This window comes from Mizugakiibacter sediminis (assembly GCF_000953855.2).
GTDB classification, from domain to species: Bacteria; Pseudomonadota; Gammaproteobacteria; order Xanthomonadales; family Rhodanobacteraceae; genus Mizugakiibacter; species Mizugakiibacter sediminis.
This window is the reverse complement of record NZ_DF970162.1, coordinates 35,877-60,759: the sequence shown is the minus strand read 5'-3', so window position 1 is coordinate 60,759 and position 24,883 is coordinate 35,877. Positions and strand designations below refer to the sequence as shown.

At 72.8% G+C, this 24,883-nt stretch carries 23 protein-coding genes; 14 read left to right on the top strand and 9 right to left on the bottom strand.

The window, feature by feature from the left end; genetic code table 11:
* Nucleotides 1–65: 65 nt before the first annotated feature.
* The 5 genes from MBSD_RS04385 to MBSD_RS04365 all read left to right on the top strand — a co-directional run bounded on the left by MBSD_RS04385 (nucleotide 66) and on the right by MBSD_RS04365 (nucleotide 3,583).
* Nucleotides 66–656, top strand: coding sequence for a DUF1579 domain-containing protein (locus tag MBSD_RS04385; RefSeq protein WP_062535421.1), 591 nt, complete (start codon nucleotides 66–68; stop codon nucleotides 654–656).
* A gap of 71 nt (nucleotides 657–727) precedes the next feature.
* Nucleotides 728–1,501 (top strand): hypothetical protein, encoded by a 774-nt coding sequence (locus tag MBSD_RS04380; RefSeq protein WP_062535419.1) that lies wholly within the window; start codon nucleotides 728–730, stop codon nucleotides 1,499–1,501.
* 40 nt (nucleotides 1,502–1,541) lie between these two features.
* Complete coding sequence (locus tag MBSD_RS04375) at nucleotides 1,542–2,510, top strand: TolB family protein (protein WP_237071744.1); 969 nt, start codon at nucleotides 1,542–1,544, stop codon at nucleotides 2,508–2,510.
* A gap of 71 nt (nucleotides 2,511–2,581) precedes the next feature.
* Nucleotides 2,582–3,328, top strand: a complete 747-nt coding sequence (locus tag MBSD_RS04370; protein WP_062535418.1) for a TolB family protein — start codon at nucleotides 2,582–2,584, stop codon at nucleotides 3,326–3,328.
* Between the two features lie 9 nt (nucleotides 3,329–3,337).
* Nucleotides 3,338–3,583 (top strand): hypothetical protein, encoded by a 246-nt coding sequence (locus MBSD_RS04365; protein ID WP_062535416.1) that lies wholly within the window; start codon nucleotides 3,338–3,340, stop codon nucleotides 3,581–3,583.
* A gap of 40 nt (nucleotides 3,584–3,623) precedes the next feature.
* Here MBSD_RS04365 and MBSD_RS04360 read toward each other — a convergent pair whose 3' ends face one another.
* Entirely contained in the window at nucleotides 3,624–5,018 is a 1,395-nt protein-coding gene (locus MBSD_RS04360; protein ID WP_082306468.1) for an MATE family efflux transporter, read from the bottom strand.
* 97 nt (nucleotides 5,019–5,115) lie between these two features.
* Between MBSD_RS04360 and MBSD_RS04355 the strand changes: the two genes are divergently transcribed.
* From MBSD_RS04355 to MBSD_RS04335, 5 genes are all read left to right on the top strand, one after another.
* Complete coding sequence (locus tag MBSD_RS04355; RefSeq protein ID WP_062535414.1) at nucleotides 5,116–5,826, top strand: DUF3047 domain-containing protein; 711 nt, start codon at nucleotides 5,116–5,118, stop codon at nucleotides 5,824–5,826.
* 90 nt (nucleotides 5,827–5,916) lie between these two features.
* A complete protein-coding gene (locus MBSD_RS04350) occupies nucleotides 5,917–9,024 on the top strand; it encodes a VPS10 domain-containing protein (RefSeq protein WP_062535412.1) in 3,108 nt (1,035 codons plus the stop codon).
* Nucleotides 9,025–9,264: 240 nt separating this feature from the next.
* Complete coding sequence (locus tag MBSD_RS04345) at nucleotides 9,265–9,780, top strand: hypothetical protein (protein WP_062535410.1); 516 nt, start codon at nucleotides 9,265–9,267, stop codon at nucleotides 9,778–9,780.
* A gap of 86 nt (nucleotides 9,781–9,866) precedes the next feature.
* A complete protein-coding gene (locus tag MBSD_RS04340) occupies nucleotides 9,867–10,382 on the top strand; it encodes a porin family protein (protein ID WP_082306467.1) in 516 nt (171 codons plus the stop codon).
* A 415-nt stretch (nucleotides 10,383–10,797) separates the two neighbouring features.
* The gene (locus tag MBSD_RS04335) at nucleotides 10,798–11,367 is read left to right on the top strand and encodes a hypothetical protein (RefSeq protein ID WP_062535406.1); all 570 of its coding nucleotides are present in this window, start codon (nucleotides 10,798–10,800) and stop codon (nucleotides 11,365–11,367) included.
* Between the two features lie 55 nt (nucleotides 11,368–11,422).
* Here MBSD_RS04335 and MBSD_RS04330 read toward each other — a convergent pair whose 3' ends face one another.
* From MBSD_RS04330 to MBSD_RS04305, 6 genes are all read right to left on the bottom strand, one after another.
* A complete protein-coding gene (locus MBSD_RS04330; RefSeq protein WP_062535405.1) occupies nucleotides 11,423–12,955 on the bottom strand; it encodes a DHA2 family efflux MFS transporter permease subunit in 1,533 nt (510 codons plus the stop codon).
* A gap of 80 nt (nucleotides 12,956–13,035) precedes the next feature.
* Nucleotides 13,036–14,244, bottom strand: coding sequence for an HlyD/EmrA/EmrK family protein (locus tag MBSD_RS04325; protein ID WP_062535403.1), 1,209 nt, complete (start codon nucleotides 14,242–14,244; stop codon nucleotides 13,036–13,038).
* A gap of 9 nt (nucleotides 14,245–14,253) precedes the next feature.
* Nucleotides 14,254–15,723 carry an efflux transporter outer membrane subunit gene (locus tag MBSD_RS04320; RefSeq protein ID WP_062535401.1) on the bottom strand — a complete coding sequence of 490 codons (1,470 nt, stop codon included), beginning with the start codon at nucleotides 15,721–15,723 and terminating at the stop codon, nucleotides 14,254–14,256.
* Nucleotides 15,724–15,754: 31 nt separating this feature from the next.
* Entirely contained in the window at nucleotides 15,755–16,213 is a 459-nt protein-coding gene (locus MBSD_RS04315) for a MarR family winged helix-turn-helix transcriptional regulator (protein ID WP_062535400.1), read from the bottom strand.
* A gap of 91 nt (nucleotides 16,214–16,304) precedes the next feature.
* Entirely contained in the window at nucleotides 16,305–16,751 is a 447-nt protein-coding gene (locus tag MBSD_RS04310; protein WP_062535398.1) for a MarR family winged helix-turn-helix transcriptional regulator, read from the bottom strand.
* Nucleotides 16,752–16,891: 140 nt separating this feature from the next.
* Complete coding sequence (locus tag MBSD_RS04305) at nucleotides 16,892–19,333, bottom strand: S9 family peptidase (RefSeq protein WP_062535397.1); 2,442 nt, start codon at nucleotides 19,331–19,333, stop codon at nucleotides 16,892–16,894.
* Nucleotides 19,334–19,482: 149 nt separating this feature from the next.
* Here MBSD_RS04305 and MBSD_RS04300 point away from each other — a divergent pair, with 149 nt between their 5' ends.
* From MBSD_RS04300 to hemC, 4 genes are all read left to right on the top strand, one after another.
* Entirely contained in the window at nucleotides 19,483–20,145 is a 663-nt protein-coding gene (locus MBSD_RS04300) for an alpha/beta hydrolase (protein ID WP_062535498.1), read from the top strand.
* Between the two features lie 92 nt (nucleotides 20,146–20,237).
* Nucleotides 20,238–21,284: a sensor histidine kinase gene (locus MBSD_RS04295; protein ID WP_237071743.1), complete on the top strand. Its 1,047-nt coding sequence runs from the start codon at nucleotides 20,238–20,240 to the stop codon at nucleotides 21,282–21,284.
* On the top strand, nucleotides 21,262–21,966 hold the full coding sequence (locus MBSD_RS04290; RefSeq protein WP_062535396.1) for a LytR/AlgR family response regulator transcription factor: 705 nt from the start codon (nucleotides 21,262–21,264) through the stop codon (nucleotides 21,964–21,966). The genes MBSD_RS04295 and MBSD_RS04290 overlap by 23 nt, the downstream gene beginning before the upstream one ends.
* 20 nt (nucleotides 21,967–21,986) lie before the next feature.
* Nucleotides 21,987–22,901: a hydroxymethylbilane synthase gene (gene hemC, locus MBSD_RS04285; RefSeq protein WP_062535394.1), complete on the top strand. Its 915-nt coding sequence runs from the start codon at nucleotides 21,987–21,989 to the stop codon at nucleotides 22,899–22,901.
* A 98-nt stretch (nucleotides 22,902–22,999) separates the two neighbouring features.
* On the opposite strand, the gene MBSD_RS04280 is transcribed toward hemC, so the two are convergent.
* Together MBSD_RS04280 and MBSD_RS04275 are read right to left on the bottom strand one after the other, a co-directional pair.
* Complete coding sequence (locus MBSD_RS04280) at nucleotides 23,000–23,839, bottom strand: DUF481 domain-containing protein (protein ID WP_062535392.1); 840 nt, start codon at nucleotides 23,837–23,839, stop codon at nucleotides 23,000–23,002.
* A 74-nt stretch (nucleotides 23,840–23,913) separates the two neighbouring features.
* Entirely contained in the window at nucleotides 23,914–24,855 is a 942-nt protein-coding gene (locus tag MBSD_RS04275) for a dimethyl sulfoxide reductase anchor subunit family protein (RefSeq protein WP_062535390.1), read from the bottom strand.
* Nucleotides 24,856–24,883: the final 28 nt, after the last annotated feature.

Genomic DNA, 24,883 nt, shown 5'->3' with positions numbered 1-24,883 from the left:
CCGCCCGCCCGCCGCCCGCAAATTGCGGCGCCGGGCGATGAGCCCGCGACGAGAAGGGGCATCGCATGGGCCTGCGCGGATTCGGCCGGATCGCCTGCTGCGGCCTGGCGCTGATCGCGGCGCGCGCGGGCGCCGGCGAGCTGATCGGCCCCGGCGTCGTTTCCGCCGAACCGCAGGAGACGTCGGCCGCGCTGTCGGCATCGCCGCCGGCGCTGCGCGGGGCATTGGCGCCGGCGCTGCAGCCGCTGGCCTATTTCGTCGGCGCCTGGGACTGCGCCGGGCGCTTCCTGCGCAGCGGCGCCGCGATCGCCTCGCGCGAGGTGTTCGACGTGACGCTCGACGGCCGCTGGCTGCGCCTGCGCCACGACGACCGCCCGCCGCATGCGTTCCACGCGCTGGAGCTGTGGGGTTACGACGAACACGCCGGCCGCTTCGATGCCCACGTGTTCGACAACTTCGCCGGCGCGCGCCGCTATGCCTCGATGGGCTGGCAGGGTGGCGCGCTGGTCTGGCTGGGTGACGGCGATACCGCCGCCGACCGCTTCAGCTTCGAGCGCCGCGGCCTCGCCGCCTATCGCGTCACCTATGCGCGCCGCGGGGCCGATGGCCGCTGGATCGACGTCGACACGCTCGACTGCCGGCGCAGCTCGCCATGACGAATCCCGATACCTTGCGTCGCCCGTGCCCCGCGGCGCGACCCAGCGACGAATTCTGCAAGGGGAGAGCGATGCGACGAGCCATCGCCGCCACACTGCTGCTGACGCTCGCGCTCACGGATGCGCGCGCCGACCCACCCGTGCCCGCATCGGCCTACCTCGTGCCCGCATTCCAGGCCGGCGACCGCATCGACCAGGTGTTCTCGCGGACGTTCGCCATCCGCGCACCGGGCTTCGAGGACATCGTCGGGCGCACCAGCGGCACGGCGACTTACCGCGCCGTGGAGAGCGCCACCGATCGCCCGCGCCTGCGCCTCGACTACCGCTACGACGGCCGTTCGGAGGGCGGCGGCATGCTGGAATTGCGCGACGCAGGCGCGACCGCGTGCCTCGACGGCGCCTGCGCGCCCCAATGGGACGCGAGCGGCCTGATCTACAACCCGCGCCTGTGGGGCGCGCCGCCCGCCGCGCTGCGGGTGGGTCAGCACTGGACAGTCGACATCGATTCGCCGTGGGAACTCGGCACGCCCGGCCGGCAAACGGTGACGGTGGTGGCGCTCGACCCGCTCGCCCACCGCGTGACGCTGAAGCGCGAAGGCGAGGGCGACGGTGCCTATCTCGGCGACCGCCTGCAGGTGATGCTGAAGCGCGGCGACAAGAACTACGCGGTGAAGGTGCAACCCGGCCGCTCGCACTGGTACGGCTACACCACGTTCCGCCACGGGGTCGTCACCAGCGACGAGCTGATGGTCGAGCGGCCGGTGACGCTGAGCTCCAAGGAGCTAGGCCGCGTCGAAGCGCGGGAACGCGAGTACATCCTGCTCAACGAGATGCCGGCCGAATGAGCGAGGCCGCTGCCGTTTGCCCACCATGAAGGAGATCGCCGTGACGAAACGCGATGCTGCCATCTGGCGTGCCGGCGTGGGGCTGGGGGCGGCGCTCGTGCTGACGGCCGCGCACGCGGCGACGACGGCAGCCGCGGTGCCGCAGATCTTCGCGCCCGGGGTGATCTCCGGTGCGCAGGACGAAGGCGCCGCGGCGTTCACGCCGGATGGCGATACGGTGGTGTTCGCGCGCGGCGAGGGCCAGCGTTCGACGCTCTTCGTCTCGCATCGCGTAGGCGGCGCGTGGTCGAGGCCGCGCGTCGCGCCGTTCTCCGGACGCTGGCGCGACCTCGATCCGGCGATGGCGCCGGACGGATCGTTCCTGCTGTTCGTCTCCAACCGTCCCATCGTCGTCGGCGGCGCGCCGCTCGACGCGCTCGGCACCGACGGCAAACGATATGTCGGCAGGGGCATGAACCTCTGGCGCGTCGATCGCCACGGCGACGGCTGGGGCGCGCCGGTGCGCCTGCCGGACGCGATCAACACCAGTACCATGACGTTCGCCCCCAGCGTCGCCGGCGACGGCAGCGTGTACTTCGACGCGCGCGATCCGGCCGACGGCGTCATTCGTCTCTACCGCGCGCAGTACCGCGACGGCGATTATTTGCCGCCGGTGCGCGTCGCCCTGGGCGAGGCGGGCGCGAAGATCCGCGACGCCGCGGTCGCGCCGGACGAATCCTTCATCGTCTTCAGCATCGTGCCCGCGGGCAGCCGCGCGCCGCTGCGCCTCGCCATCGCCTTTCGCGAGCGTGGCGGCTGGAGCGCGCCGATCGACCTGGGCGATCGCGTCAACGACGCCGGCTACGCCATGGGCAGCCAGCTCGGCGCCGATCGCCGCAGCGTCTACTTCTACAGCGCGCGTCGCGAGGCGCATGCGCCGGGCGCGGCCTGGAACAACGGCAGCGACAACCTCTGGTCGGTGTCGCTGGCGCCGTGGCTTGACGCGCACCGCGCCGCGGCGTCGCCCTGACCCCTTCGCCCTCGTGCGCCGCCGTGCGCAGATGCAGCGGCCCCACCCGATATTCGCAGAGAGCACCGCGCATGAGCGTGACCCCCGTCGTCGCCCGTCTGGTCGGCGCCTGTGTCGCGACCGCCGTCGCCGCACCGGCCGCGCCGGCGGTGTCCGCGCCGCCGCAGGTGTTCGCGCCCGGCGTGATCTCCGGGCCGGCCAACGACGCCGCCGCGACGTTCACGCCGGACGGCCGCACGGTGTATTTCTTCCGCAGCAACCACGAGGACTACGACATCCTCGCGTCGCACTTCGACGGCGCGCGCTGGTCGCCGCCGGTGCTGGCGCCGTTCTCCGGGCGCTGGCGCGATCTCGAGCCGGCGATGTCGCCGGACGGCCGCTACCTGATCTTCGCCTCCAGCCGTCCAGCCGACGACCGCGGCCGCGCGCCGGACGGGCACTGGGGCGGCCAGGTGCACGCCGGCAAGGGCGGCAGCCTGTGGCGCGTCGATCGCCGCGGCGACGGCTGGAGCGCGGCGGTGCGCCTGCCGGACGCGATCAATTTCTCCGACGCCACGTTCAGCCCGGCGATCGCCGCCGACGGCACGCTGTACTTCATGGCGGCGACCGGTGCGCAGGGCCACTTCCGCCTGTACCGCGCGCCGTACGCGCACGGCGCCTACGGCGCACCGCAGCCGCTGCCGTTCAGCAGCGGCGCGTGGTCCGACGTCGATCCGGCGGTGGCGCCGGACCAGTCGTTCATCGTGTTCTCCTCGACGCGCCCGCCGGCGTCGAAAACCCTCGACGTGTTCGTCGCCTTCCGCGACGGCGCGGGCTGAAGCGCGCCGGTGCCGCTCGACGCGGAGATCAATGCGCTGGCGCCGATCGACGAGGTGCGGCTCGGGCCCGACGGCCACACGCTCTACCTCACCAGCGGCCACGTGGTGGCGCCCGCCCATCCGAAGGACGTCGCGGCCAATGCCGCCGGCCTGCGGCAGATGCAGGACTGGAACAACGGCGGCGACAACATCTGGACCGTCGACCTGGCGCCGCTGCTGCCCTCGCTGCGCGCGGCGACGACAGCGGCGAAGTGAACGACGCCGCGCGCGCCGGCGGCCGGGCCGGCGCGCGCGCTCAGGCGCCGCCGGCCGGCGCCGGCGCCAGCATGCGCGCCTCGCGCCAGCCGCCGTAGCGGTAGTAGAGGGAGGCGATCACCAGCAGGGTCAGCGAGCCGAGCGGGAAGCTCCACCAGATCGCGTCGGCGCCGAGCCGCCGCTGCAGCAGCTCGGCGAACGGGATGCGTACCAGCCACAGCGACACGAACAGCATCACCAGCGGCGGCACCACCGCGCCGGTGGCGCGCACCACGCCGAACAGCACGAAGCCGACGCCGAAGAACAGGAACGACCACACCACGATCGCGTTGAGATGCTGGGCGGTCGCCAGCCCGGCGGCGTCGTGCGGCAGGAAGATGCCGAGCGCGGCGCGGTTGAACAGGTAGACGACCGCCACCAGCGTGCCGGTCAACGCGAAGTTGAACAGCACGCCGGCGCCGGCGGTGCGGGCGACGCGGTCCCAGCGCTGCGCGCCGACGTTCTGCGCGGCCATCGACGACACCGCCGCGCCGATCGCCAGCGCCGGCATCTGGATGTAGGTCCACAGCTGCGAGGCGGCGCCGAACGCGGCGGTGGTCTGCGAGCCGTAGGCGTTGACCAGGCTGATCATCACCAGCGCCGAGCTGGAGATCACGACCATCTGCATGCCCATCGGCACGCCCTTGACCACCAGCGCGCGCAGGATCTCGCGATCGAGGCGCAGGTACTGCGCCTCGCCGCGGTGCAGGCGCAGCGGATGGCGCCGGCGGTACAGCCAGGCGAGCAGCGCCGCCAGGCTGGTCAGCTGCGCGGTCAGCGTCGCCAGCGCCGAGCCGGCGATGCCCATGCGCGGCAGCGGGCCGACGCCGAAGATCAGCAGCGGGTTCAGCGTGATGTCCAGCGCCACCGACAGCAGCAGGAACAGGAACGGCGTCTTCGAGTCGCCGGCGCCGCGCAGCGTCATCATCAGGAACGTGTAGAAGTACATGAACGGCAGCGCGAGGAAGATGATGCGCAGGTAGGCGATCGCGTACGGCTGCGCATCGACCGGCGTGCGCATCCAGCCGAGCACCTGCGGCGCCAGCGCGAAGCCGGCCAGCGCCACCGCCAGCGAGATGGCGGCGAAGAAGGCGGCGCTGGTGCCGACCACTCGCTTGGCGCGGTCCCAGTCGCCGGCGCCGACGCACTGGCCGACCAGGATGGTCGCCGCCATGGCGACGCCGAACACCACGCCGAGCAGGAAGAACAGCACGATGTTGGCGTTGGAGGCCGCGGTCAGCGCCGCCTCGCCGAGGAAGTGGCCGATCCAGATGGCGTTGACCGACACGTTCAGCGATTGCAGCACGTTGCCGGCCAGCACCGGCAGCGCGAACAGCAGCAGGGTGCGGCCGACCGGGCCGGTGGTGAGCTGGTGGCGGGAGGCAGGGGCGTTCATGCGAGACTCTCGTCCTGATTCTTCGATGCTGCCGGTTCCGCGGCGCGCGCGGAAGTGAGGAATGTCAGCCGCGCCGCGCTTTCGGGTCCCTGCCACGATGAAAGGTGCGTTGCTGTTCTTGCTGCTGGCCGTGGCCGGCGCCGCCGCCGCGGACACGCTGGCGTTGCGGTTTTCCACGTCCGCCGTCGGCGCCGCGCTGCCGCCGGGCTGGAGCTACTACCGGATGTCGCGCAAGCCGGCGCGCACGCGCTTCGCGCTGGTCGACGACGCCGGCACCACCGTGCTGCGCGCCGACGCCGTGCGCAGCGCCGGCGCGCTGGCGCATGCGCTCGACGTGCCGGCGGCGAGCGTGCTGGCGTGGCGCTGGAAGGTCGACCACGCCGTCGCCGCGGCGCGGCCGCAGCGCCGCTCCGGCGACGACTACGCGGCGCGCGTCTACGTGTTCTTCGACGTGCCCGACGACGCGCTCGGTCTCGCCACGCGCTGGAAGCTCAAGGTGGCGCGCCGCGTGCTCGGCGCCGACCTGCCGAACGCGGCGCTGTGCTACGTCTGGGACAACCGCCGCGCGCCGGGCACCATCGCCGCCGATCCGTTCATCGCCAGCGTGCGCGAGATCGTGCTGGAGAGCGGCGACGCCCACGCCGGACGGTGGCGCCGCGAGCGCCGCGACCTCGCCGCCGACTACCGCGCCGCCTTCGGCAAACCGGCGCCGCGCGTGATCGGCATCGCCGTCGCCAGCGATACCGACAACACGCAGAGCGTGGCCACCGCCTGGTTCGGCGATCTCGAGCTGGCGCCCGTGCCCTGAGCGGGCATGGCTTCCTGCCCATGCCGTAGCGGCGGCCTCGGCTATGATCGGCGGATGCCGTGTCCGCGGCGTGCCTCCCCGGAGTCGCCCATGCGTCGCCTGCTCTCCGCGCTCGTGCTCGTCGTCATCTCGTGGACCGCCGCGGGGGCGGTCGATCCGTCGCTGTATCAGGGCCTGCACTGGCGCCTGCTCGGCCCGTTCCGCGGCGGCCGCGTGCTGGCCGTGGCCGGCGTGCCGGGCCAGCCGCAGCACTTCTATTTCGGTGCGGTCAATGGCGGCGTCTGGGAGACGCACGACGCCGGCCGCACCTGGGAGCCGATCTTCGACGGCCAGCCGGTCGGCTCGATCGGCGCGATCGCGGTGGCGCCGTCCGACCCGAAGATGCTGTACGTCGGCACCGGCGAGGCCGACATGCGCTCGGACATCGCCCAGGGCGACGGCGTCTACGTGTCCACCGACGGCGGCAAGACGTGGGCGCATCGCGGCCTCGCCGACACGCAGCAGATCGGCAGGATCCTGGTCGATCCGCGCGACGCCGACGTCGCCTTCGTCGCCGCGCTCGGCCATCCCTACGGCCCGAACGCCGAGCGCGGCGTGTTCCGCACGCGCGACGGCGGCAGGACCTGGCGGAAGGTGCTCGGCCCCGACGACGCCACCGGCGCGATCGACCTCGCCTTCGAGCCCGGCCATCCGGACACGCTCTACGCCGCGCTGTGGCAGACGCGGCGCACGCCGTGGAACGTCTATCCGCCGGCCAGCGGCCCCGGTTCCGGCCTGTACAAGTCGACCGACGGCGGCGAGCACTGGACGCGCATCGCCGGCCACGGTTTCCCCGCCAAGGTCGGCCGCATCGGCATCGCCATTTCCGACGCCGCGCCGACGCGCGTGTACGCGCTGGTCGACGGCGACGAGGGCGGCCTGTACCGCTCCGACGACGCCGGCGCCACCTGGCGCAAGATGAGCGGCGACGACCGCATCTGGCAGCGCGGCTGGTACTTCGGCCGCATCGCCGCCGACCCGAAGAACCCCGACCGCGTCTACGCGATGAACACCATCATGCTGCGCTCCGACGACGGCGGCGCGCACTTCCTCGCGCTGAAGGGCGATCCCACCGGCGACGATTTCCACGAACTGTGGATCGATCCGCAGAACCCCGACCGGCAGATCCTCGGCGTCGACCAGGGCGCGATCGTCACGCTGAACGGCGGCAGGACCTGGTCGAGCTGGTACAACCAGCCGACCGCGCAGCTCTATCACGTCAGCACCGACGACCGCTTCCCGTACCGCGTCTACGGCGCGCAGCAGGACTCCGGCGCGGTCGGCCTGCCCAGCATCGCGCCGTACCACGGCCGCATCGGCATGGAGCAGTTCCGCGAGGTCACCGCCGGCGGCGAGAGCGGCATGATCGCGCCCGATCCGGACGATCCGGACATCGTCTACGGCGGCGCCGTCGACAAGCTGGACCTGCGCACCGAGCAGACGCGCGCGGTCGATCCGACGCTGGCGCAGCCGGACCTGTACCGCCGCACCTGGACGCTGCCGCTCGCGTTCAACGCGCGCGACCATCGCGTGCTGTACTTCGGCAATCAGAGGCTGTGGCGCACCGCCGACGGCGGCGAGCACTGGACCGCGATCAGCGCCGATCTGACGCGCGAGGATCCCGGCGTGCCGGCCAACCTCGACGCGGTCACCGCGGCGAACAACCTCGGCCAGGGCCCGCGCCGCGGCGTGATCTACGCGATCGGCTCCTCGCCGCTGGACGCGAAGCTCTTGTGGGTGGGCACCGACGACGGCCTGATCTGGCGCAGCGACGACGAGGGCGCGCACTGGCAGGACGTGACGCCGGCGGCGCTGACGCCGTGGTCGAAGGTGGGCATCCTCGAGCCCTCGCACTTCGACCGCGACGTCGCCTACGCCGCGGTCGACCGCCACCGCCTCGACGACCGCAAGCCCTACATCTACCGCACGCGCGACGGCGGCAAGTCGTGGCAGCTCGTCGTCGCCGGCATCCGCGACGGCGACTTCGTCAACGCCGTGCGCGAGGACCCGCGGCAGCGTGGCCTGCTGTACGCCGCCACCGAACTCGGCATGTACGTCTCCTTCGACGACGGCGACCGCTGGCAGCCGTTGCAGCTCGACCTGCCGCGCACCTCGGTGCGCGACATCGACGTGCACGGCGACGACGTCGTCATCGCCACGCACGGCCGCGGCTTCTGGATCCTCGACGACGCCGCGCCGCTGCGCCAGCTCGCCGCCGACGCCAGGCCCGGCACGCGCCTGTTCGAGCCCTCGGCCGCGATCCGCGTGCGGCCGGCGAGCTTCACCGGCACGCCGCTGCCCAAGGACGAGCCGACCGCGGAGAACCCGCCGTTCGGCGCGCGCCTCGACTACGTGCTGGCGAAGACGCCGCGCAAGCCCGTCGAACTGGCGATCTACGCCGCCGACGGCAGCCTGGTGCGCCGCTACTCCAGCGCCGACGCGCCGCCCAAGCGCGATCCCGCCACCAGCAGCGCCGCGCCGGAGTGGCTGCCGGTGCCGTCGACGCTGGCGACCACGCCGGGCATGCACCGCTTCGTCTGGCCGCTGCGCTACGCGGCGCCGGCCGCGCTGGCGCAGGGCGACGTCTGGGCCGACGGCGTGTGGGCGCCGCCGGGGCGCTACACCGTCGAGCTGACGGTGGACGGCAAGCGCTACCGCCAGCCGCTGGACGTGCGGGCCGATCCGCGCGTCACGCTGCCGGCCGATGCCTACGCCGCGCAGTTCGCACTGGCGCGCAAGGTCGAGGCCGCCCAGACGCGGCTGGCCGCCGCGCAGCACGAGGCCGAGAAACTGCACAAGGCGGCGGGCGCCGCGCGCAAGGACGCCGACGGCGACCTCGCCGCGGCGCTGGACGACTTCGATGCGAAGCTGCGTGCCGCGAGCGGCCTGGTCGACGCGCCCAACCCGCACAACGCCTGGGCAATGCCGCCGACCGACACGACCAGCTTCCGCTTCCTGGCCGAGGCGCTGACGCAGCTGATGAACGCGGTCGACGGCGGCGCCGACGCCGCGCCCTCGCCGGACGCGCAGGCGGGCTACGCCGCGCTGACGGCGAAGCTCGACGGCGCGCTCGCCGCCTGGAACGACCTCGAGACGCACGACCTCGCGGCGCTGAACGCCAGGCTGCGCGCCGCGCACCGCAAACCGCTCGCGCCCTGACCCTCCCGCGCATCCTCCGCCCGCGGCGGAGGATGCGCCGCGGCGGCGCCTCCGCGCCGTCATCCTGCGCACCCATCGCTCCTTCGCGCCGCGCGCATCGTCGCGCACGGCGAACGCTGCGTCGCCGTCACCCGCCTCTTGTGGACGCGCCGCTCACGACCCACCTCCAGCGCGGCCGCGCAGGGGCGCGGCTCGTCTGGCGGGGCCGCAGACCGGAGGGTTCCATGTGCAGGAGTGCAGATGTCCTTCGACGCTACTCTCTCGCGGACGCGCCGGCGCGGCCGGTGCGCGGCCGCGTTGTTCGTCGCCGCCGCGCTGTTCGCGTCCGCGCATGCGCAGGCCGCGCAGTTCGAGCTGCTGGCCGGCCCCAGCTGGACTTCCGGCCAGCGCTCGACCAAGGCCGTGTTCTTCGAGGCGCTGGGCGAGACCCGCACGTGGCACGCGCTGCGTTGGCAGCCCGATGTCGGCCTCGGCTGGATCGAGGCGCGCGGCACGCCGCGCGAGCGGCTCGACCACGACGTCGGCGTGGCCGCCGCCGGCGTGCGCCTGCCGGATCTCTGGCACGGCCTGTTCGTCGGCTTCCAGCTCGCCGCGGCGACGCCGCATACCGGCGCGCTGTGCAGCGCGCAGCAATTCGTCAGCAGCCTGGGCTGGCGGCGCGGTCGCGCGGTGGTGATGCTGCGGCACATCTCCAACGGCAGCACCCGCGAACCCAACCTCGGCGAGACCATGCTGCTGGCCGGCGTGGATTTCTGAATCGGAGCGTGCCGGCGGGCCGTGCGCGGGCGGTGCTATGATGACGTCGCGGCCGTGCAGTCGCGGCCGCGACAAGGAAGCGCCCGATGCAGGCGGCCCATCCAGCAACGGCCCGGCGACGCGCGCCCTGCGGCGCCGTCGCGCTGTGCGCGTTGCTGGCGCTGGGCGCCGCGCCGCCCGCGCGGGCGGCGCACCTCGAGTTCTCCTTCGGGCGCAGCGTGACGCTGCGCCACCACTGGACCGATGTCGCCTTCGCCGAGTGGATCGGCGAGCGGCAGCCGCTGTGGAAGCTGGCGTGGGCGCCGGCGTTCGCGCTCGGCCACGTCGACGCGCGCGGCGACGATCCGCGCGACCGCCTCGACCGCACCGTCTGGCTGGGCGCCGGCGGCGCGCGCCTGTACCTGTGGCGCGATCTCTATGCAGGCTTCCAGCTCGCCGCCACCGCCGGGCGCACCGACGCGCTGAGCACGCCCTACGAATTCGTCAGCACGCTGGGCTGGCAGGGCCGCCACTGGCAATTGATGCTGCGGCACATCTCCAACGGCGACTTCCGCAAGCCGAACCACGGCGAGACCATGCTGATGGCCGGCGTGGCGTTCTGAGCCGCGCCGCAGCCGTTGCCGCCGCCGCGGCGCGGGACCATACTGGCGCTCCGCATGCGGGGCTTCCCGGCCCGGGTTCGGGCCAGGCAGGAGGTCTGCTATGGGTGCCGGCAGCCGTCGCCGGGTGGTCGGGATCGGCGCGTCGACGCGCGCCGGCGCCACGGGCGGCGCGCGCCGCCTCGCCCGCGCATCGTCCGCTTGCCGCCGTTCGCGCGGCGAACCCCGATCCTCCTTTCGCCCGTCCGGCCCGGCGGCCGCGCCGTCGGCCCCGGCAACGGCCCGCGCGGCCGCAGCGACCGCGCCACACCCTTCAGGACGAATGCGCGTCCGCGTGTCGCCGGGGCACCCGGCGGCAGGCGGCGTGCGCACGGCAGGACGCCGGGATGACGCATCGCAACTTCGAAAGGAGGGGAATATGAACGCCACACGTTCGATCGGCCGTTACGCCGCCGTGGCCATCGCCCTGGCCTTGGCGTCCAGCGGGCTGGCCGCCGAGAAGAAGAAAGCCATGACCGATGCCGAGATGATCGCCAGCGCGATGCGCGCCGCGCCGGCGCGCGTCGCCAAGGACGCGAAGATCGTGGTCATGGACGCCGCCGGCAAGATGCGCACCCTGCGCGAGGGCCGCAACGGCTTCACCTGCATGCCGGACAATCCGGCGACGCCGGGACCGGACCCGATGTGCATGGACGCCAACGCGATGGCCTGGGTCGACGCCTGGGTGGCGCACCGGCCGCCGCCGGCGGGCAGGATCGGCTTCATGTACATGCTGGCGGGCGGCACCGACGCCAGCAACACCGATCCGTACGCGACCGCGCCCACCGCCAGCAACCACTGGATCAAGACCGGACCGCACGTGATGGTCGTCGGCGCCGACGCGAGCTTCTACGACCAGTACCCGAAGAGCGCCGACCCCGACACGGCCGCGCCCTACGTGATGTGGGCAGGCACGCCGTACCAGCACTTGATGGCGCCGGTGAAATAGGCGCCGGCAGCAGCGTCCCGCACGCGCGCGCCTGCGCGGCGCGTGCGGGCGGCGCTCAGTGGCCGCCGCCGGCGGCCGGCCCCGCCTTGGGCGCGAACGGCGGTTTCGCCAGCCACACCACCAGCACGAGGCCGGCGAAGACCCAGCCGAGCGCGTGGAACACCTCGTTGAAGCCGATCTGATAGCCCTGCTGGGTGATCACCTGGTTCAACACCATCGCCGCGCGCGTCGGATCGTTGCCGCCCAGCGTGGCCATCGCCTGCTGCGTGCCGGGATCGAACGCGGTGATGTGCTCGGTGAGCTGCGCATGGTGCGCGATCGCGCGGTGTTCCCACAGCAGCGTGGTGATCGAGGCCGAGAAGCTGCCGGCCAGCGTGCGCAGGAAGGTGGCCAGGCCGGAGCCGGAGGCGATTTCGCGCGGCGCCAGGTCGGACAGCAGGATGGTCAGCACCGGCATGAAGAAGAACGCCACGCCGAGGCCCTGCAGCAGCTGCACCATGGCGACGCGGCCGAAATCGACCTCGAGGTTGAAGTCGGCGCGGATGAAGCAGGTCGCGCCCATCACGACGAAGGCGAAGGCGGCCAGGTAGCGCAGGTCGAAGCGCGTCGCGTAGCGGCCGATGAACGGCGTCAGGATCACCGGCAGCACGCCCAGCGGCGCGCTGGCGTAGCCGGCCCAGGTCGGCGTGTAGCCGAGCTGGCGCTGCAGCCACAGCGGGATCAGCAGCGCGATCGAGAAGAACGCCGCGTAGGCCAGCACCAGCGCCAGCGTGCCGGCGGCGAAGTTGCGGTGACGGAACAGCTTCAGATCGACGATCGGATCCTTGTCGGTCAGTTCCCAGATCAGGAAGATCGCCAGCGCGATCGCCGAGACGATCGAGGTGACGACGATGAACGGCGAGTTGAACCAGTCCTCGTCGTTGCCCTTGTCCAGCACGATCTGCAGCGCGCCGACGCCGATCACCAGGGTGATCAGGCCGACGTAGTCCATCTTCGGCCGCTCGGTCCGCTCCTGCTTGCCGGCCATCTGCGCGGCGATCACCGTGCTGGCGAAGATGCCGATCGGCACGTTGATGAAGAAGATCCACGGCCAGCTGTAGTTGTCGGTGATCCAGCCGCCGAGGATCGGGCCGACGATCGGCGCCACCACGGTGACCATCGCCAGCAGCGCCAGCGCCTGGCCGCGCTTGTGCGCGGGGTACACCGAGATCAGCAGCGCCTGCGTGATCGGGTACATCGGCCCGGCCACCGCGCCCTGCAGCGCGCGGAAGGCCACCAGCATGCCCATGCTCTGCGCGATGCCGCACAGGAACGAGGCCAGCGAGAACAGCAGCGTGGCCATCACGAACAGGCGCACCTCGCCGAAGCGGCGGGTCAGCCAGCCGGTCAGCGGCAGCGCGATGCCGTTGCTGACCGCGAAGGAGGTGATTACCCAGGTGCTTTGCTGCGCGCTGACGCTCAGGTTGCCGGCGATGGTCGGCAGCGAGACGTTGGCGATGGTCAGGTCCAGCACCTGCATGAACGTCGCCAGCGACAGACCGATCGTGGTCAGCGCCAGGTTGGGCGGACGGTATTCGGGGGCGCTCATCGTCGCGAGGGGCGGGTCGAGGGTGGGCCGGGGGAGGGATCGTCCGCCACGGCGCGGCGGACGATCCCGGCGCGCGCCGTTCAGTCGCGCTGGGCGAAGTGGCGACCCGCGCTGGCGCTGGCGTTGGCGTGGACGATGCTGCGGATCAGCGCGTCGGCCTCGCCTTCGTGGCCGTCGTAGACGTCGGTGCTGAACGCCGGCTGCCGCGGCGGCTGCTGCGCCAGCAGCGGGCCGTTGCGGTCGTGCAGGTTGACGTCGACGTCCATCGACAGGCCGATGCGCAGCGGGTGCTTCTCCAGCTCGCGCGGATCGAGCGCGATGCGTACCGGCACGCGCTGCACGATCTTGATCCAGTTGCCGGTGGCGTTCTGCGCCGGCAGCAGGGCGAAGGCGCTGCCGGTGCCGATGCCGAGGCTCTCGACCTTGCCGTGGAACTCGACGCCGCTGCCGTACAGGTCGGAAGTCAGCGTCACCGGCTGGCCGATGCGCATGTGCTCGAGCTGGGTTTCCTTGAAGTTGGCGTCGACCCAGACCTGGTTCAGCGGCACCACCGCCATCAGCGCGGCGCCGGGCTGCACGCGCTGGCCGACCTGCACGGTGCGCTTGGCGACGTAGCCGGTGACCGGCGCGACCAGCGTGGTGCGCACGGAATCGAGATAGGCCTTGCGCAGCGCGGCCGCCGCCGCCTGCACCTCGGGGTGCGAGGCGATCACGGTGTCGTCGACCAGCGCACGGCCGGCGCCGAGCTGCTGCTGCGCCGCGGCCAGCGCGCTCTGCGCGGCGGCCAGCGCGTCGCGCGCGTGCGCCAGCTCCTCGGCGGAGATCGCGCCGCTCTTCGCCAGGCCTTCGCGGCGCGCGTAGTCGGCGCGCGCCTTGTCCAGCGCGACCTGCTTGGCGGCGACGTCGGCCTCGAGGCCGCTGACGTTGCTGTACAGGCCGCGCACCTGGCGCACGGTGCGCGCCAGGTTGGCCTTGGCCTGCTCCAGCGCGACGCGCACGTCGCTGGGGTCGAGCTTGACCAGCACCTGGCCCTTGGTCACCAGGTCGCCGTCGTCGGCGCCGATGCTGACCACGGTGCCGTAGATCTGCGGCGTGATTTGCACGACGTTGCCCTGCACGTAGGCGTCGTCGGTGGTCTCGTTCCAGCGGCCGACGAACAGGTACCACAGGCCGGAGCCGATCGCGGCCACGGCGATCACGGCGAACAGCAGGCGCATCAGGAAGCGCCGACGCCCGTTCTGCGGCGCGGCGGCTGCGGCGGCGTCTTTGGCGTAGTTCTCGGTGGTCATGGGCGGGCCTCAGGGGGTCGGCGCCGCCGCGCGGGTCTGCGCGACGGCGGGGGGCGGGGCGTCGGCGCCGGCGCGGAAACCGCCGCCCAGCGCTTCGATCAGTTGCACGGAAGCGTCCAGCCGCGCGGTGCGCAGCGCGGCGAGCTGCTGTTCGGCGGCGATCAGCGGCTGCTGCACGGTCAGCACTTCCAGGTAGCTGCCGACGCCGGCGCGGTAGCGCTGCATGGCGAGGTCGAACGCGCTGCGCTCGCTGTCCAGCGTGCGCTGCTGCGCGTCGACCTGCGCGTCCAGCGCGCGCAGGGCGGCGACGCCGTCGGCGACGTCGCGCAGCGCGTTCACCAGGGTCTGGTTGTACTGCGCGACGGCGACGTCGTACTGCGCGTCGGCGCCGGCGAGGTTGGCGCGCAGGCGGCCGCCGTCGAACAGCGGCAGCGACAGCGCCGGCGCGAACTGGTAGTAGCGGCTGGGCGCGGTCAGCAGGCCGTCGGTGCCGAGCGCGGCGAAACCGACGGCGGCGGCGAGGTTGAGGTTCGGATAGAACGCCGCCTTGGCGGTCTTGATGCGCTTGCCGGCGGCCTGCACGCGCCAGCGCGCGGCGACGACGTCGGGACGGCGGCCGAGCAGATCGGCCGGCACGTTGGACGGCAGCGCCAGCGCCGCGGGCGCGAGCGGCCGCGGGCGTTCGATCGCGAGCCCGCGGTCGGGGCCGCGGCCGAGCAGCGCGGCCAGCGCGGCGCGCGCCGTGTCGATGTCCTGCTGCGCCGCGGCCTGGCGCTGCTCGGCGGCGGGTACCGCGGCCTCGGCTTGCCTGAGCTGCAGCTGGTTGTCGATGCCGGCCTGCACGCGCTGGCGCGTCAGCTCGAGGGTGCGCTCGGCGCGCGTGCGCTCGTCGCGGGCGAGGTCCAGCCGCTCGTAGGCGTTGGCCAGCGCGAGATAGGCGCGGGTGACGTCCGCCGACAGCAGCAGGCGCGCGGCCTGCGCATCCACCTCGGCGGCGCGTGCCTCGCCGAGCGCCGCTTCCCAGGCGGCGCGCTTGCCGCCCCACAGGTCGAAGCCGTAGCCGAACTTCAGCGACAGCGTGTTGAGCGCGCTGTAGTGGCCGCCCAGCGGCGGCTCGATCACGGTTTCGGGGATGCGGATGCCGGAGGAGCCGGCGTTCGCGGTCAGCTCCGGCTTGCGCGCGGCATCGGCGGCGCCGGCCGCGGCCTGGGCGAGACGCACGCGTGCATCGGCGACGGCGAGGCCGGGGTTGCCGGCCAGCGCCTCGTCGATCAGTGCGTCGAGCTGCGGGTCGCCGAGGACGCGCCACCAGTCGGCGGCCGGCCCGTCGGCGCGCAGCGGCGCGTCGGCCAGGCTGCGTTCCGCATGCAGTTGCGCCGGATCGAGCGCGCTGCCGGAAGGTTCGAGGCCGCCGGTGCTGGCGCAGCCGGCGAGGGCGAGGATCAGGCCGAGCGTGAAGGCGGGGGTACGCGGACGCATGTCGTTTGCCTGGGCAGAAATTGCGGAATACTCAATTGCCGCCGCGAAGCGTGGCGAGGATGCCGCTCAGCATCGCGTGCAAGCGGACGTGCTCGTCCGGCGCGAGACCGCGCGTGGCTTCCGCCAGCGCGCGTTCGCCGCAGGCGTGGATGTCGGACCACAGCGCCTGGCCGGCCTCGGTGAGGGCGATGCGCAGGGCGCGCCGGTCCTGCTCGTGCGGCTGGCGGCGCAGATACCCCTTGGCCTCGAGGCGGTCGAGCAGGCGCGTGGTGGCGCCGGCGTCGAGGTTGATCGTGCGGGCGAGTTCGCCTGCGCTCATCGGGCCGTGCGCGGCCAGCTTCTTCAGCGCCAGGTACTGCGAGAAATTCATCTCGTAGCCGTGCGCCGCCAGTTCGCGCTCCAGTCGGCCGATCAGCTCGTTGCGCACCTGGCAGAGCAGGGCGCCGAGGTTGCTGTCGGAGAGCGGCGTCGGGGAGGGGGCGGTGACCATGCCGCGTATTCTATGGACGCGTTTATATTTGTCAATGCAATTTGTGCATCGAAAAGAACCCCGCGCAGGGCGGGGTTCGAAGGAAAGCCGGTCAGGCCGCGCTGCGCAGATGGCCGAGGAAGCGGCCGAGCGCGCCGCTCAGTTGCACGACTTCGTCGGGGCTGGCGCCGGCGACGCAGCGCTTCAGCGCCTGGTCGCCGCGGGCCTGCGCCTGGGCGAGCAGCGCGCGGCCGCCGTCCGTCAGGCCGTAGCGCGCCGTGCGCGTCCCGGCGAGGCGGCGGATATGGCCCTGGCGCTCGAGCTGCGCGCAGGTGCGCCGCATGGTGGCGCGGTCCTGGCGCAGCGCGGCGGCCAACTCGGCGACCGTCATCGGACCCTGCATGCCAAGGCGCTTGAGGCCGACATACACGATGTAATTCTCGACGCCGACCTCGGCGAGCTCGTGCTCGACGCGGCCGAGCATCTCGCTGCGGACCTGGGAAACGAGCACGAGCAGGTCGTGCTCGTGGGAGCGGGGTATGGCGCGGCGCATGGTCATGGGTGCTACCTCAGGGGGTGGACAGCGAGCCCTAGCTAGACCACGCTCTCACGAAAGTCAAGCAACTGTTTGCAGGTAAAAGGAAAAAATGATTGCGGCCCGGGTGCGCCGGCGCCGCGGGGGCGGCGCCGGCGCGAGTTTCAGTCCGCCGGGCCGAGATAGCGCGTGAACAGTTCGTGGATGCGCCGGTACTCGTCGTACCAGGCATCGGCGTGCACGAAGCCGTGGCGGTCGAGCGGATACAGCGACAGCCAGAAGTCGTCCTTGTGCAGCTCGATGAGGCGCTGGTAGAGGCGGATCGAATCGCCGGCCAGCACGTTGTCGTCGATCAGGCCGTGGCAGATCAGCAGCGGATCGCGCAGGTTCTCCGCGTACTCGATCGGCGAGCTGATGCGGTAGGCCTCGGGATCGAGACGCGGGTCGTCGAGGATGTTGGACGTGTACTCGTGGTTGTACGAGGTCCAGTCCGTCACCGGCCGCAGCGCCGCGCCGGCGGCGAACTCGCCCGGCGCGCGCAGCAGCGCCATCAGCGTCATGAAGCCGCCGTAGCTGCCGCCGTAGATGCCGACGCGCTTGGGATCGACTGCCTGGCGCTTCACCAGCCAGGCTTTGCCGTCCAGCAGGTCCTCCAGCTCCGGATGACCCATCTGCCGGTAGATCGCCGTGCGCCAGGCGCGGCCGTAGCCCTCGCTGGCGCGGTAGTCCATGTCGAGCACGACGTAACCTTCCTTGAGCAGCAGGTTGTGGAACATCTGCTCGCGGAAGTAGTACGGCCAGCTCGAGTGCACGTTCTGCGTGTAGCCGGCGCCGTGCACGAAGATCACCGCCGGGTGCGGCTTCGAGGCGTCGTAGTCGGCCGGTTTGTAGAACTTGGCGTGGATCGCGCCGGCGCCGTGCGCCGACGGCACCTCGACGTACTGCGGCTCGACCCAGGTATAGGCCTTGTATTCCGGCGTGCGCGTGTCGGTCAGCTCGCGCGCGCCGCTGCCGTCCGCGTTCACCACCGCGAGTTGCGGCGGCACGTACGGCGAGGAGTGCAGCACGGCGAGACGCGCGCCGTCCGGCGACAGCGCGAAATCGTCCATGCCGCCGTAGGCGGTGACGCGTGTCAGCGCGCCGCCGTCGGCGGGGAGCCGATAGACGTCGTAGCGGTAGGGCGCCTCGCGGTTGCTGCGCAGGTAGAACCACTTGCCGTCCGGCGACAGCACGGGGTGCGAAACCTCGAACGTCCCCGCGGTCAGCGCGCGCGCGTTGCGCGCATCCGGCGTCTTCACGTACAGCTGCGACCAGCCGCTTTCCTCGGACAGGTACCACAGCGTGCGGTTGTCCTTGAGGAAGCCGAAATCGTTGAAGTTCCAGTTGATCCAGGCGTCGTCGTGCAGGCGGTGCTGCGGCACCAGCGCATGCTTGCCGAAGTCGACCGTGGCGATCCAGCGGTCCTTGTTGTCGATCGCGCGCAGTTGGACGGCGAGCTGCCCGCCGTCCTCGCTCCAGACGATGCCGCCGCCGCCGCCGTCCTCGGCGTCGGCGACGATGCGCACCGGGCGCAGCGCGGGCGCTTCCAGCGCCTTCGCCTCGTCGGCGTGGCCGTCCTTCCGCAACGCGGCGATCGCCTTGTCGCGCAGCGCCTTCAGCGGGTCGTCCTTGATGCCGGGCAGGACGTCGGTCGGCAGCGGATAGCTCGCGTGCGCCGCGAGATCGAGCAGGCGCAGGCTCTGCGGCGCCGGCGCGTCGCGGCCGACATAGGTGCGCGTCTTCTCGGTCTCGGCGTAGCCGGACTCGGTGACGTAGCGCATCAGCTCCGGCTTGCGGCCCTCGGCGGCGTTCTTCGGCGCGGTGACCACCAGCATCCAGCGGCCGTTCGGCGACAGCTCGGTGTCCATCACCTGCACGTCGTCGCCGAGATAGAACGGGCGCGCCACGCGCGTCGGGTCGGCCTGGTCCAGCGCCTGCTCGCGTGCGCGCTGCGCGTCGCGGTCGGCCCTGGCTTCGCGCAACGTCTTGAACAGGCGCAGCTGCAGGCGCTCGAGGTCGTCGGGTTGCTTGGCCTCGGGGTCTTTTTCGGCCTTCAGCACCGCCGCCGGCGCGGTCACGCCGCTGGCCAGCGTGTAGACGAACCAGTCGTTGCCGACGCGGAACTGCAGCGCGCGGCCGTCGGCGGAGAACTGCGGCGCCGCCTCGCGCTGCGGCGTGCGCGTCACCTGCAACAGGCGGCCGCTGGCGAGTTCGCGGACGAACACGTCGCCGTGGCGCACGAAGGCGGCGCGCGTACGTGCGCGATCGTAGACGGCGGGGCCGCCGTCGGCGTCGGCCAGCGCGGCGTCGTCGACCTTGCCGCCGACGCCGCTGACCGGGTCGATGCGGTAGAGGTCGCGGATGGAGCTGCCGCTGCGCTTGAGCTGGTAGTACAGGCTGCGCCCGTCGGCGCTCCAGTACGGCTGTTCGACCGGCGGCCCGATCCAGTCGGGGTCGGCCATGATGCGTTCCAGCGTGAGCGGCGGCGAAACCGGCGCGGCGTGCAGCGGGGCGGCGGCGAAGACGACGAGGGCGACGAGCGCGGCGGTGGCGTGGCGGCAGCGCATGGGGTTCCTCCCGGACGAAAGCCGCGAGCATAGCCAAGGACTGCCGCATGGCAACGGGCCGGAAGTCGCTGTACGCCGGGGCGCGGCACGCTTTCCGCTTCCGCGCGCTTGCGGCACCATGCGGGGTCATGTTCGCCCCGGATGCCGCCATGCTGCCCTGCGTCGAGATCGAGACCGGCCCGAATCCGCGCCATGCCGTGCTGTGGCTGCACGGTCTCGGCGCCGACGGCCACGACTTCGAGCCGATCGTGCCCGAGCTGGTGCCGCCGGACTGGCCGCCGCTGCGCTTCGTGTTCCCGCATGCGCCGGTGCGTCCGGTCACGTTGAACGGCGGCATGCCGATGCGCGCCTGGTACGACATCGCCGGTCTCGATCTCGGCGCGCGCCAGGACGAGGCCGGCATCCGCGCCTCGATCGCGGAGGTCGAGGCGCTGATGCGGCGCGAGCATGCGCGCGGCATCGACTCGCAGCGGCTGCTGCTGGCCGGCTTCTCGCAGGGCGGCGCGATCGCGCTGGCCACCGGCCTGCGCCACGCCGGACGCCTCGCCGGCATCGTCGCCCTGTCCACCTACCTGCCGCTGATGGAGACGACTGCGGTGGAATCCAGCACCGGCAACGCCAGCGTGCCGATCTTCTGGGGCCACGGCAGCCTCGACCCGATCGTGCCGCTGGCGCTGGGCGCGCGTTCGCGCGAATACCTCGAGGAGGTCGGGCACGCGGTGGACTGGCACGACTACCCGATGGCGCACCAGGTCTGCGCGCGGGAGATCGCCGATCTCAGGAACTGGCTATCCGCGCACCTCTTCGCCTGAGCGGGTTGGGTATGCTCGGCGCGGGCGGCGGCCGGCGCGCGCCGCCGAGGGCGGCGGGTGGAGGGGAAGAGCGTGGTTCACTGGAGGTGCGCGTGAGCGGGCCACGGCATGTCGCCGAGGAAACGCGCCTGCCGCAGTTCTGCGGCTTGCCGGCGCTGGCCGCGGCGGTGGGCGTGGCCGAGCTGGTGGTGCTGGTGATGGCGCTGGCGCCGGCCTCGCCGGCGTCCTTCCGCGCGCTGTCGACGGCCAGCCTGCTGGCGGTGTGGCTGGCACTGCTGGTCACCGTCGCGCTGTGCAAGCTGACGCCGTGGCTGCGGCGCCTGACGCCGACGCGCGCCTACCTCGCGGCGTGGCTGGCGATCGTCGCCATCGTCGCCGCGGCCAGCGCCAGCGTGTGGTGGCTGGACCACGCGCTCGACATGGCGCTGACGCCCGAGCGCGCGCCGCGTTTCGTCGCCGGCAACACCGTGCTGGCGGCGCTGCTGGGCGCGGCGCTGCTGCGCTATTTCTACGTGCTGGAGCAGTGGCGCTCCCGCCTCGCCGCGGTGACGCGCGCGCAGGTCGAAGCGCTGCAGGCGCGCATCCGCCCGCATTTCCTGTTCAACAGCATGAACACGGTGGCCGCGCTGGTGCGCGTCGATCCGGACGCGGCCGAGCGCACGGTGGAGGACCTCGCCGAACTGTTCCGCGCCGCGCTCGGCGCCGACGGCCGCGTCGGCTCGCTCGGCGAGGAGCTCGACCTGGTCGACCGCTATCTCGCCATCGAGCAGTTGCGCCTCGGCGAGCGGCTGCGCGTCGAGCGGGATCTCGACGCGCTGCCGCGCGCGCTGCCGCTGCCGCCGCTGCTGCTGCAGCCACTGGTCGAGAACGCCGTGCTGCACGGCGTGCAGCCGCGGCCGGACGGCGGCGTGGTGCGGCTCTCCGGACGCGTGGAAGGCGGGGCGGTGGTGATCGAGATCGCCAACCCGCTGCCGCCCGACGGCGGCGCCGGCACCGCGCGCCACGGCCACGGTCTCGACAGCGTGCGCCGGCGCATCGGCTACCATTTCGGCGCGCGCGCCGCCGTCGAGGTGAGGCGCGACGACGACCGTTTCGTGGTGACGCTGCGGCTGCCCGATGCGCATCCTGATCGCCGATGACGAACCGCTGGCGCGCGCGCGCCTGGCCGCGCTGCTCGGCGAGTGCGCGAATGCCGAGCTGGTCGGCAGCGTCGGCGACGGCGAGGCGGCGCTGGCCGCCTGCGCCGAACTGAAGCCGGACGTGCTGCTGCTCGACATCGAGCTGCCCGGCCACGACGGCCTCGGCATCGCGCGCCGCCTGGCCGCGCTGCCGGCGCCGCCGCAGGTGGTGTTCTGCACCGCCTACGAGGCGCACGCGCTGGAGGCCTACGAGCTGCACGCCGCCGACTACCTGCTGAAGCCGGTGCGCGTCGAGCGCCTGCGCGAGGCGCTGAAGCGCGCCGAGGCCCTGCGCGGCGGCGCCGGCGCGCCGCGCGCCTACCTGGCCGCGCGCATGGGCGGCGAGCTGAAGCGGGTGCCGCTGGACGAGGTGATCTACCTGCTCGCCGACGACAAGTACGTCGCCGTGCACCACAGCGGCGGCGTGCTGCTGATCGAGGATTCGCTGAAGGCGCTGGAGCAGGCGCACCCCGAGCGTTACGCGCGGCTGCACCGCAACTGCCTGGTGCCGGTGGAACGCCTGCTCGGCCTGAAGACGCTCGCCGACGGCCGCATCGTCGCGCGCCTGGCCGGCACCGAGGCCGCGCCGGAGGTGAGCCGGCGCAACCTGCCGGCGCTGCGCCGGCTGCTGCGCGAAAGCTGATTTCATCGGACAATCGTCCGATGACCCACGAAACCCTGCGTATCGCCACGCGCAAGAGCGCGCTCGCGCTGTGGCAAGCCGAACACGTCGCCGCGCGCCTGCGCGCCGCGCATCCCGGCCTCGCCGTCGAACTGGTGCCGCTGACCACGCGCGGCGATCAGATCCTCGACCGCCCGCTGGCGACGATCGGCGGCAAGGGCCTGTTCCTCAAGGAACTGGAAGTGGCGCTGCTGGAGGGCCGCGCCGATCTCGCCGTGCACTCGCTGAAGGACGTGCCGGCGGAGCTCGATCCCGGCTTCGCGCTGGGCGCGGTGCTGGCGCGCGCCGATCCCGCCGACGCCTTCGTCAGCAACGCCTGGGCGACGCTGGCCGAACTGCCGCAAGGCGCGCGCGTCGGCACCTCCTCGCTGCGCCGCCAGGCGCAGTTGCGCGCGCTGCGTCCCGACCTCGTGCTGCTCGACCTGCGCGGCAACGTCAACACGCGGCTCGCCAAGCTCGACGCCGGCGACTACGACGCCATCGTGCTGGCCTGCGCCGGGCTGGAGCGGCTCGGGCTGGCCGCGCGCATCCGCGCGCGGCTGGACGCGCCGCACTGGCTGCCGGCGCCGGGGCAGGGCGCGATCGCCTGCGAGATCCGCGCCGGCGACGGCCGCGTGCAGGAGCTGTTGGCGCCGCTCGAGGACGCCGACACCCGTCGCGCCACCGCCGCCGAGCGCGCCATGAACGAGGCGCTGGGCGGAAGCTGCACGGTGCCGGTGGCGGCGTGGGCGGTGCTCGGCGAGCGCGGCCTCGCCCTGTACGGCCTGGTCGGCGACGCCGCGCGCGGCAGGCTGCTGCGCGCGCACGCCGAAGGCGAGGCGCCGGCGGCGCTCGGCCGTGCCGTGGCGATGCAGCTGTTCGCGCAGGGCGCCGCCGAGTTCCTCGAAGCCCCGTAGCGCGGATCCCGATCCGCCGCCGAACGGTCCGCTACGCCGGCCAGGCGGCGGGAGCATGCGCTCGGCACGCGCTGCGCTGCGTCTCCCGTCTCCCGCCCTCAGAAGCTGTAGACCAGGTTGGTCGTCCACAGCTGGTCGGTGCTCTTCGTGCCCGGCGTAGTGTCGCTGTTGTAGCGCACCTGGTAGCCGATCTTCAGCGCCAGCTTCTCGGTCATGCTGACCGCGAGGCCGGCGTCGTTCTGCGCGTAGCGGTTGTCGGTGCCGGCTTCCACCAGCACGGTGTCCTCGAAGCGCGTGCTGGCGGTGAGACGGTATTTCCAGTTGGCCAGGCCGCGCACGATCGGCTCGCCCTTGGAGCCGGGGCGGACCAGCGTGGTCACCGGCGGCGTCACGGTGGCGTCGGTGACGAAGAAATCCGCCGGCCGGTAGCGCTTGTAGCCGGGCGCGATTTCGAACGACAGCTCGGTGCGGCCGTTCTTGAGCGCGATGTAGCCGAAACCCAGCGAGAGCGCGGCCTGCCAGCGGTTCGCCGCGAAGTCGTCGTGCGCGTAGCGCAGCGCGCCGACCAGGTAGGCGCGCGGGCTGTACTTGTAGCCCAGCGAGGCGCCGGCGTCGTAGCGGTTGGCGGTGGTGGTGTAGCGGTCCTCGCTGACCACCTGGCCGTTCTGCAGGGTGGTCACGCTGGTGTCGCCCTTGGCGCGCAGCGCGGTGAGGAAGAAGTTGTCCTTCCACACGTCGGTTTCCTTGCTCAGGCCGAGCTTGGCGTTCAAGTTCTCCGAGCGCGAGTTGCCGCGCGCGGCGGCGTAGCCGAACTCGCCGCTGCCGGACCAGCCGCCGTTGCCGGCGTCGCCGGCGGTGTCGGTGGAGCTGGCGTCCTGCGCGGCCGCGGCCAGCGGCAGCGCGAGCAGCAGGGCGAGGGCAAGCGTGGTGCGTTTCATGTCGTGTCGTCTGTCGGGGAGCAGGGAAGCGGGATGCTAGGCGCACGCGTTGAATCGGCGGTGAACCCGGCCGCTCAGGGAAAGTAGGCGGCGGCCACGTGCTTCGCCTCGGCGAAGAACAGCCAGCGCTCGACCAGCAGGCCCAGCGTGCAGGCGATCGCCGCCGGCGGCAAGACCCAGGGGCGCAGCGTCATGTCGAAGGCGGCCACGCACAGCAGCAGGAACGGCAGCGAATAGGCCAGCACGGCGGCGATGCGGCGCAGCCGGGCCGCGTGCCTGCGCGCCAGCGCGAACGCCATCTCGCGGGTGACGTAGCTGGCCTCGGTGGCCGGGCCTTCGAAGGCACGCACCGTGCCCAGCGCGGCGAGTCCGCTGGCGCGGCCGGCGTCGGCCGGCGCCGGCGCGGCGTCCAGCGCGCGCCAGTAGGCGCGTTTCAGGTTGGCGGCGAGCAGCAGGACCACCGCCAGCAGCCAGGCGAACGCCAGCGCGACGCCGGCCGTGCTGCGCACGGCGAACTGCGCGCCGCCGGCGAACCACAGGCCGCCGGACAGCAGCGCATGCAGATGGAACAGCGGCAGCACGCGGCGATCGCGCCAGGCCGGGATCGGCGGCAGCGAGGTGTAGATGCGCGCGGTGCAGGTGACCGTGGCCAGCGCGCCGAGCGCCAGCAGCGCGCCGACCAGGCGGGCGGGAAGGAAGGACGCGTCGCCGCGCACCAGTCCGGCCAGCGCCAGCGCGGGCAGATAGGTGAGCAGGGCCGCCAGGCCTTCGCGCGACAGCCAGGACGTGCGCCATTGCGTCAGCGCGCGCCACGCGCGCTGCGGCTGGCCGAGGTGCAGCAGCGAGACGACCAGGCCGGCGCTGACCAGCGCGAAGCCCAGCGCCAGCGGCAGCAGCGTCGCGTTGCGCCCGGGCGGATAGGCGCGCAGCGCCAGCAGCACGCCCAGCCAGGTCCACACGCCGTAGCCGGCGCCGGCGAGCACGGTGAAGACGACGATGGACAGCGCCGGGCGCATCGTTCAGCGCTCCGGCGCCACGGAGACG

Bases quoted from the DNA above. Each gene is read 5' to 3' on its own strand.
- MBSD_RS04385 (WP_062535421.1), top strand. From the start codon at position 66: ATGGGCCTGCGCGGATTCGGCCGGATCGCCTGCTGCGGCCTGGCGCTG.
- MBSD_RS04380 (WP_062535419.1), top strand. From the start codon at position 728: ATGCGACGAGCCATCGCCGCCACACTGCTGCTGACGCTCGCGCTCACG.
- MBSD_RS04370 (WP_062535418.1), top strand. From the start codon at position 2,582: ATGAGCGTGACCCCCGTCGTCGCCCGTCTGGTCGGCGCCTGTGTCGCG.
- MBSD_RS04360 (WP_082306468.1), bottom strand. From the start codon at position 5,018: ATGAACGCCCCTGCCTCCCGCCACCAGCTCACCACCGGCCCGGTCGGC.
- MBSD_RS04355 (WP_062535414.1), top strand. From the start codon at position 5,116: ATGAAAGGTGCGTTGCTGTTCTTGCTGCTGGCCGTGGCCGGCGCCGCC.
- MBSD_RS04350 (WP_062535412.1), top strand. From the start codon at position 5,917: ATGCGTCGCCTGCTCTCCGCGCTCGTGCTCGTCGTCATCTCGTGGACC.
- MBSD_RS04345 (WP_062535410.1), top strand. From the start codon at position 9,265: ATGTCCTTCGACGCTACTCTCTCGCGGACGCGCCGGCGCGGCCGGTGC.
- MBSD_RS04340 (WP_082306467.1), top strand. From the start codon at position 9,867: ATGCAGGCGGCCCATCCAGCAACGGCCCGGCGACGCGCGCCCTGCGGC.
- MBSD_RS04335 (WP_062535406.1), top strand. From the start codon at position 10,798: ATGAACGCCACACGTTCGATCGGCCGTTACGCCGCCGTGGCCATCGCC.
- MBSD_RS04330 (WP_062535405.1), bottom strand. From the start codon at position 12,955: ATGAGCGCCCCCGAATACCGTCCGCCCAACCTGGCGCTGACCACGATC.
- MBSD_RS04325 (WP_062535403.1), bottom strand. From the start codon at position 14,244: ATGACCACCGAGAACTACGCCAAAGACGCCGCCGCAGCCGCCGCGCCG.
- MBSD_RS04320 (WP_062535401.1), bottom strand. From the start codon at position 15,723: ATGCGTCCGCGTACCCCCGCCTTCACGCTCGGCCTGATCCTCGCCCTC.
- MBSD_RS04315 (WP_062535400.1), bottom strand. From the start codon at position 16,213: ATGGTCACCGCCCCCTCCCCGACGCCGCTCTCCGACAGCAACCTCGGC.
- MBSD_RS04310 (WP_062535398.1), bottom strand. From the start codon at position 16,751: ATGACCATGCGCCGCGCCATACCCCGCTCCCACGAGCACGACCTGCTC.
- MBSD_RS04305 (WP_062535397.1), bottom strand. From the start codon at position 19,333: ATGCGCTGCCGCCACGCCACCGCCGCGCTCGTCGCCCTCGTCGTCTTC.
- MBSD_RS04300 (WP_062535498.1), top strand. From the start codon at position 19,483: ATGCTGCCCTGCGTCGAGATCGAGACCGGCCCGAATCCGCGCCATGCC.
- MBSD_RS04290 (WP_062535396.1), top strand. From the start codon at position 21,262: ATGCGCATCCTGATCGCCGATGACGAACCGCTGGCGCGCGCGCGCCTG.
- hemC (WP_062535394.1), top strand. From the start codon at position 21,987: ATGACCCACGAAACCCTGCGTATCGCCACGCGCAAGAGCGCGCTCGCG.
- MBSD_RS04280 (WP_062535392.1), bottom strand. From the start codon at position 23,839: ATGAAACGCACCACGCTTGCCCTCGCCCTGCTGCTCGCGCTGCCGCTG.
- MBSD_RS04275 (WP_062535390.1), bottom strand. From the start codon at position 24,855: ATGCGCCCGGCGCTGTCCATCGTCGTCTTCACCGTGCTCGCCGGCGCC.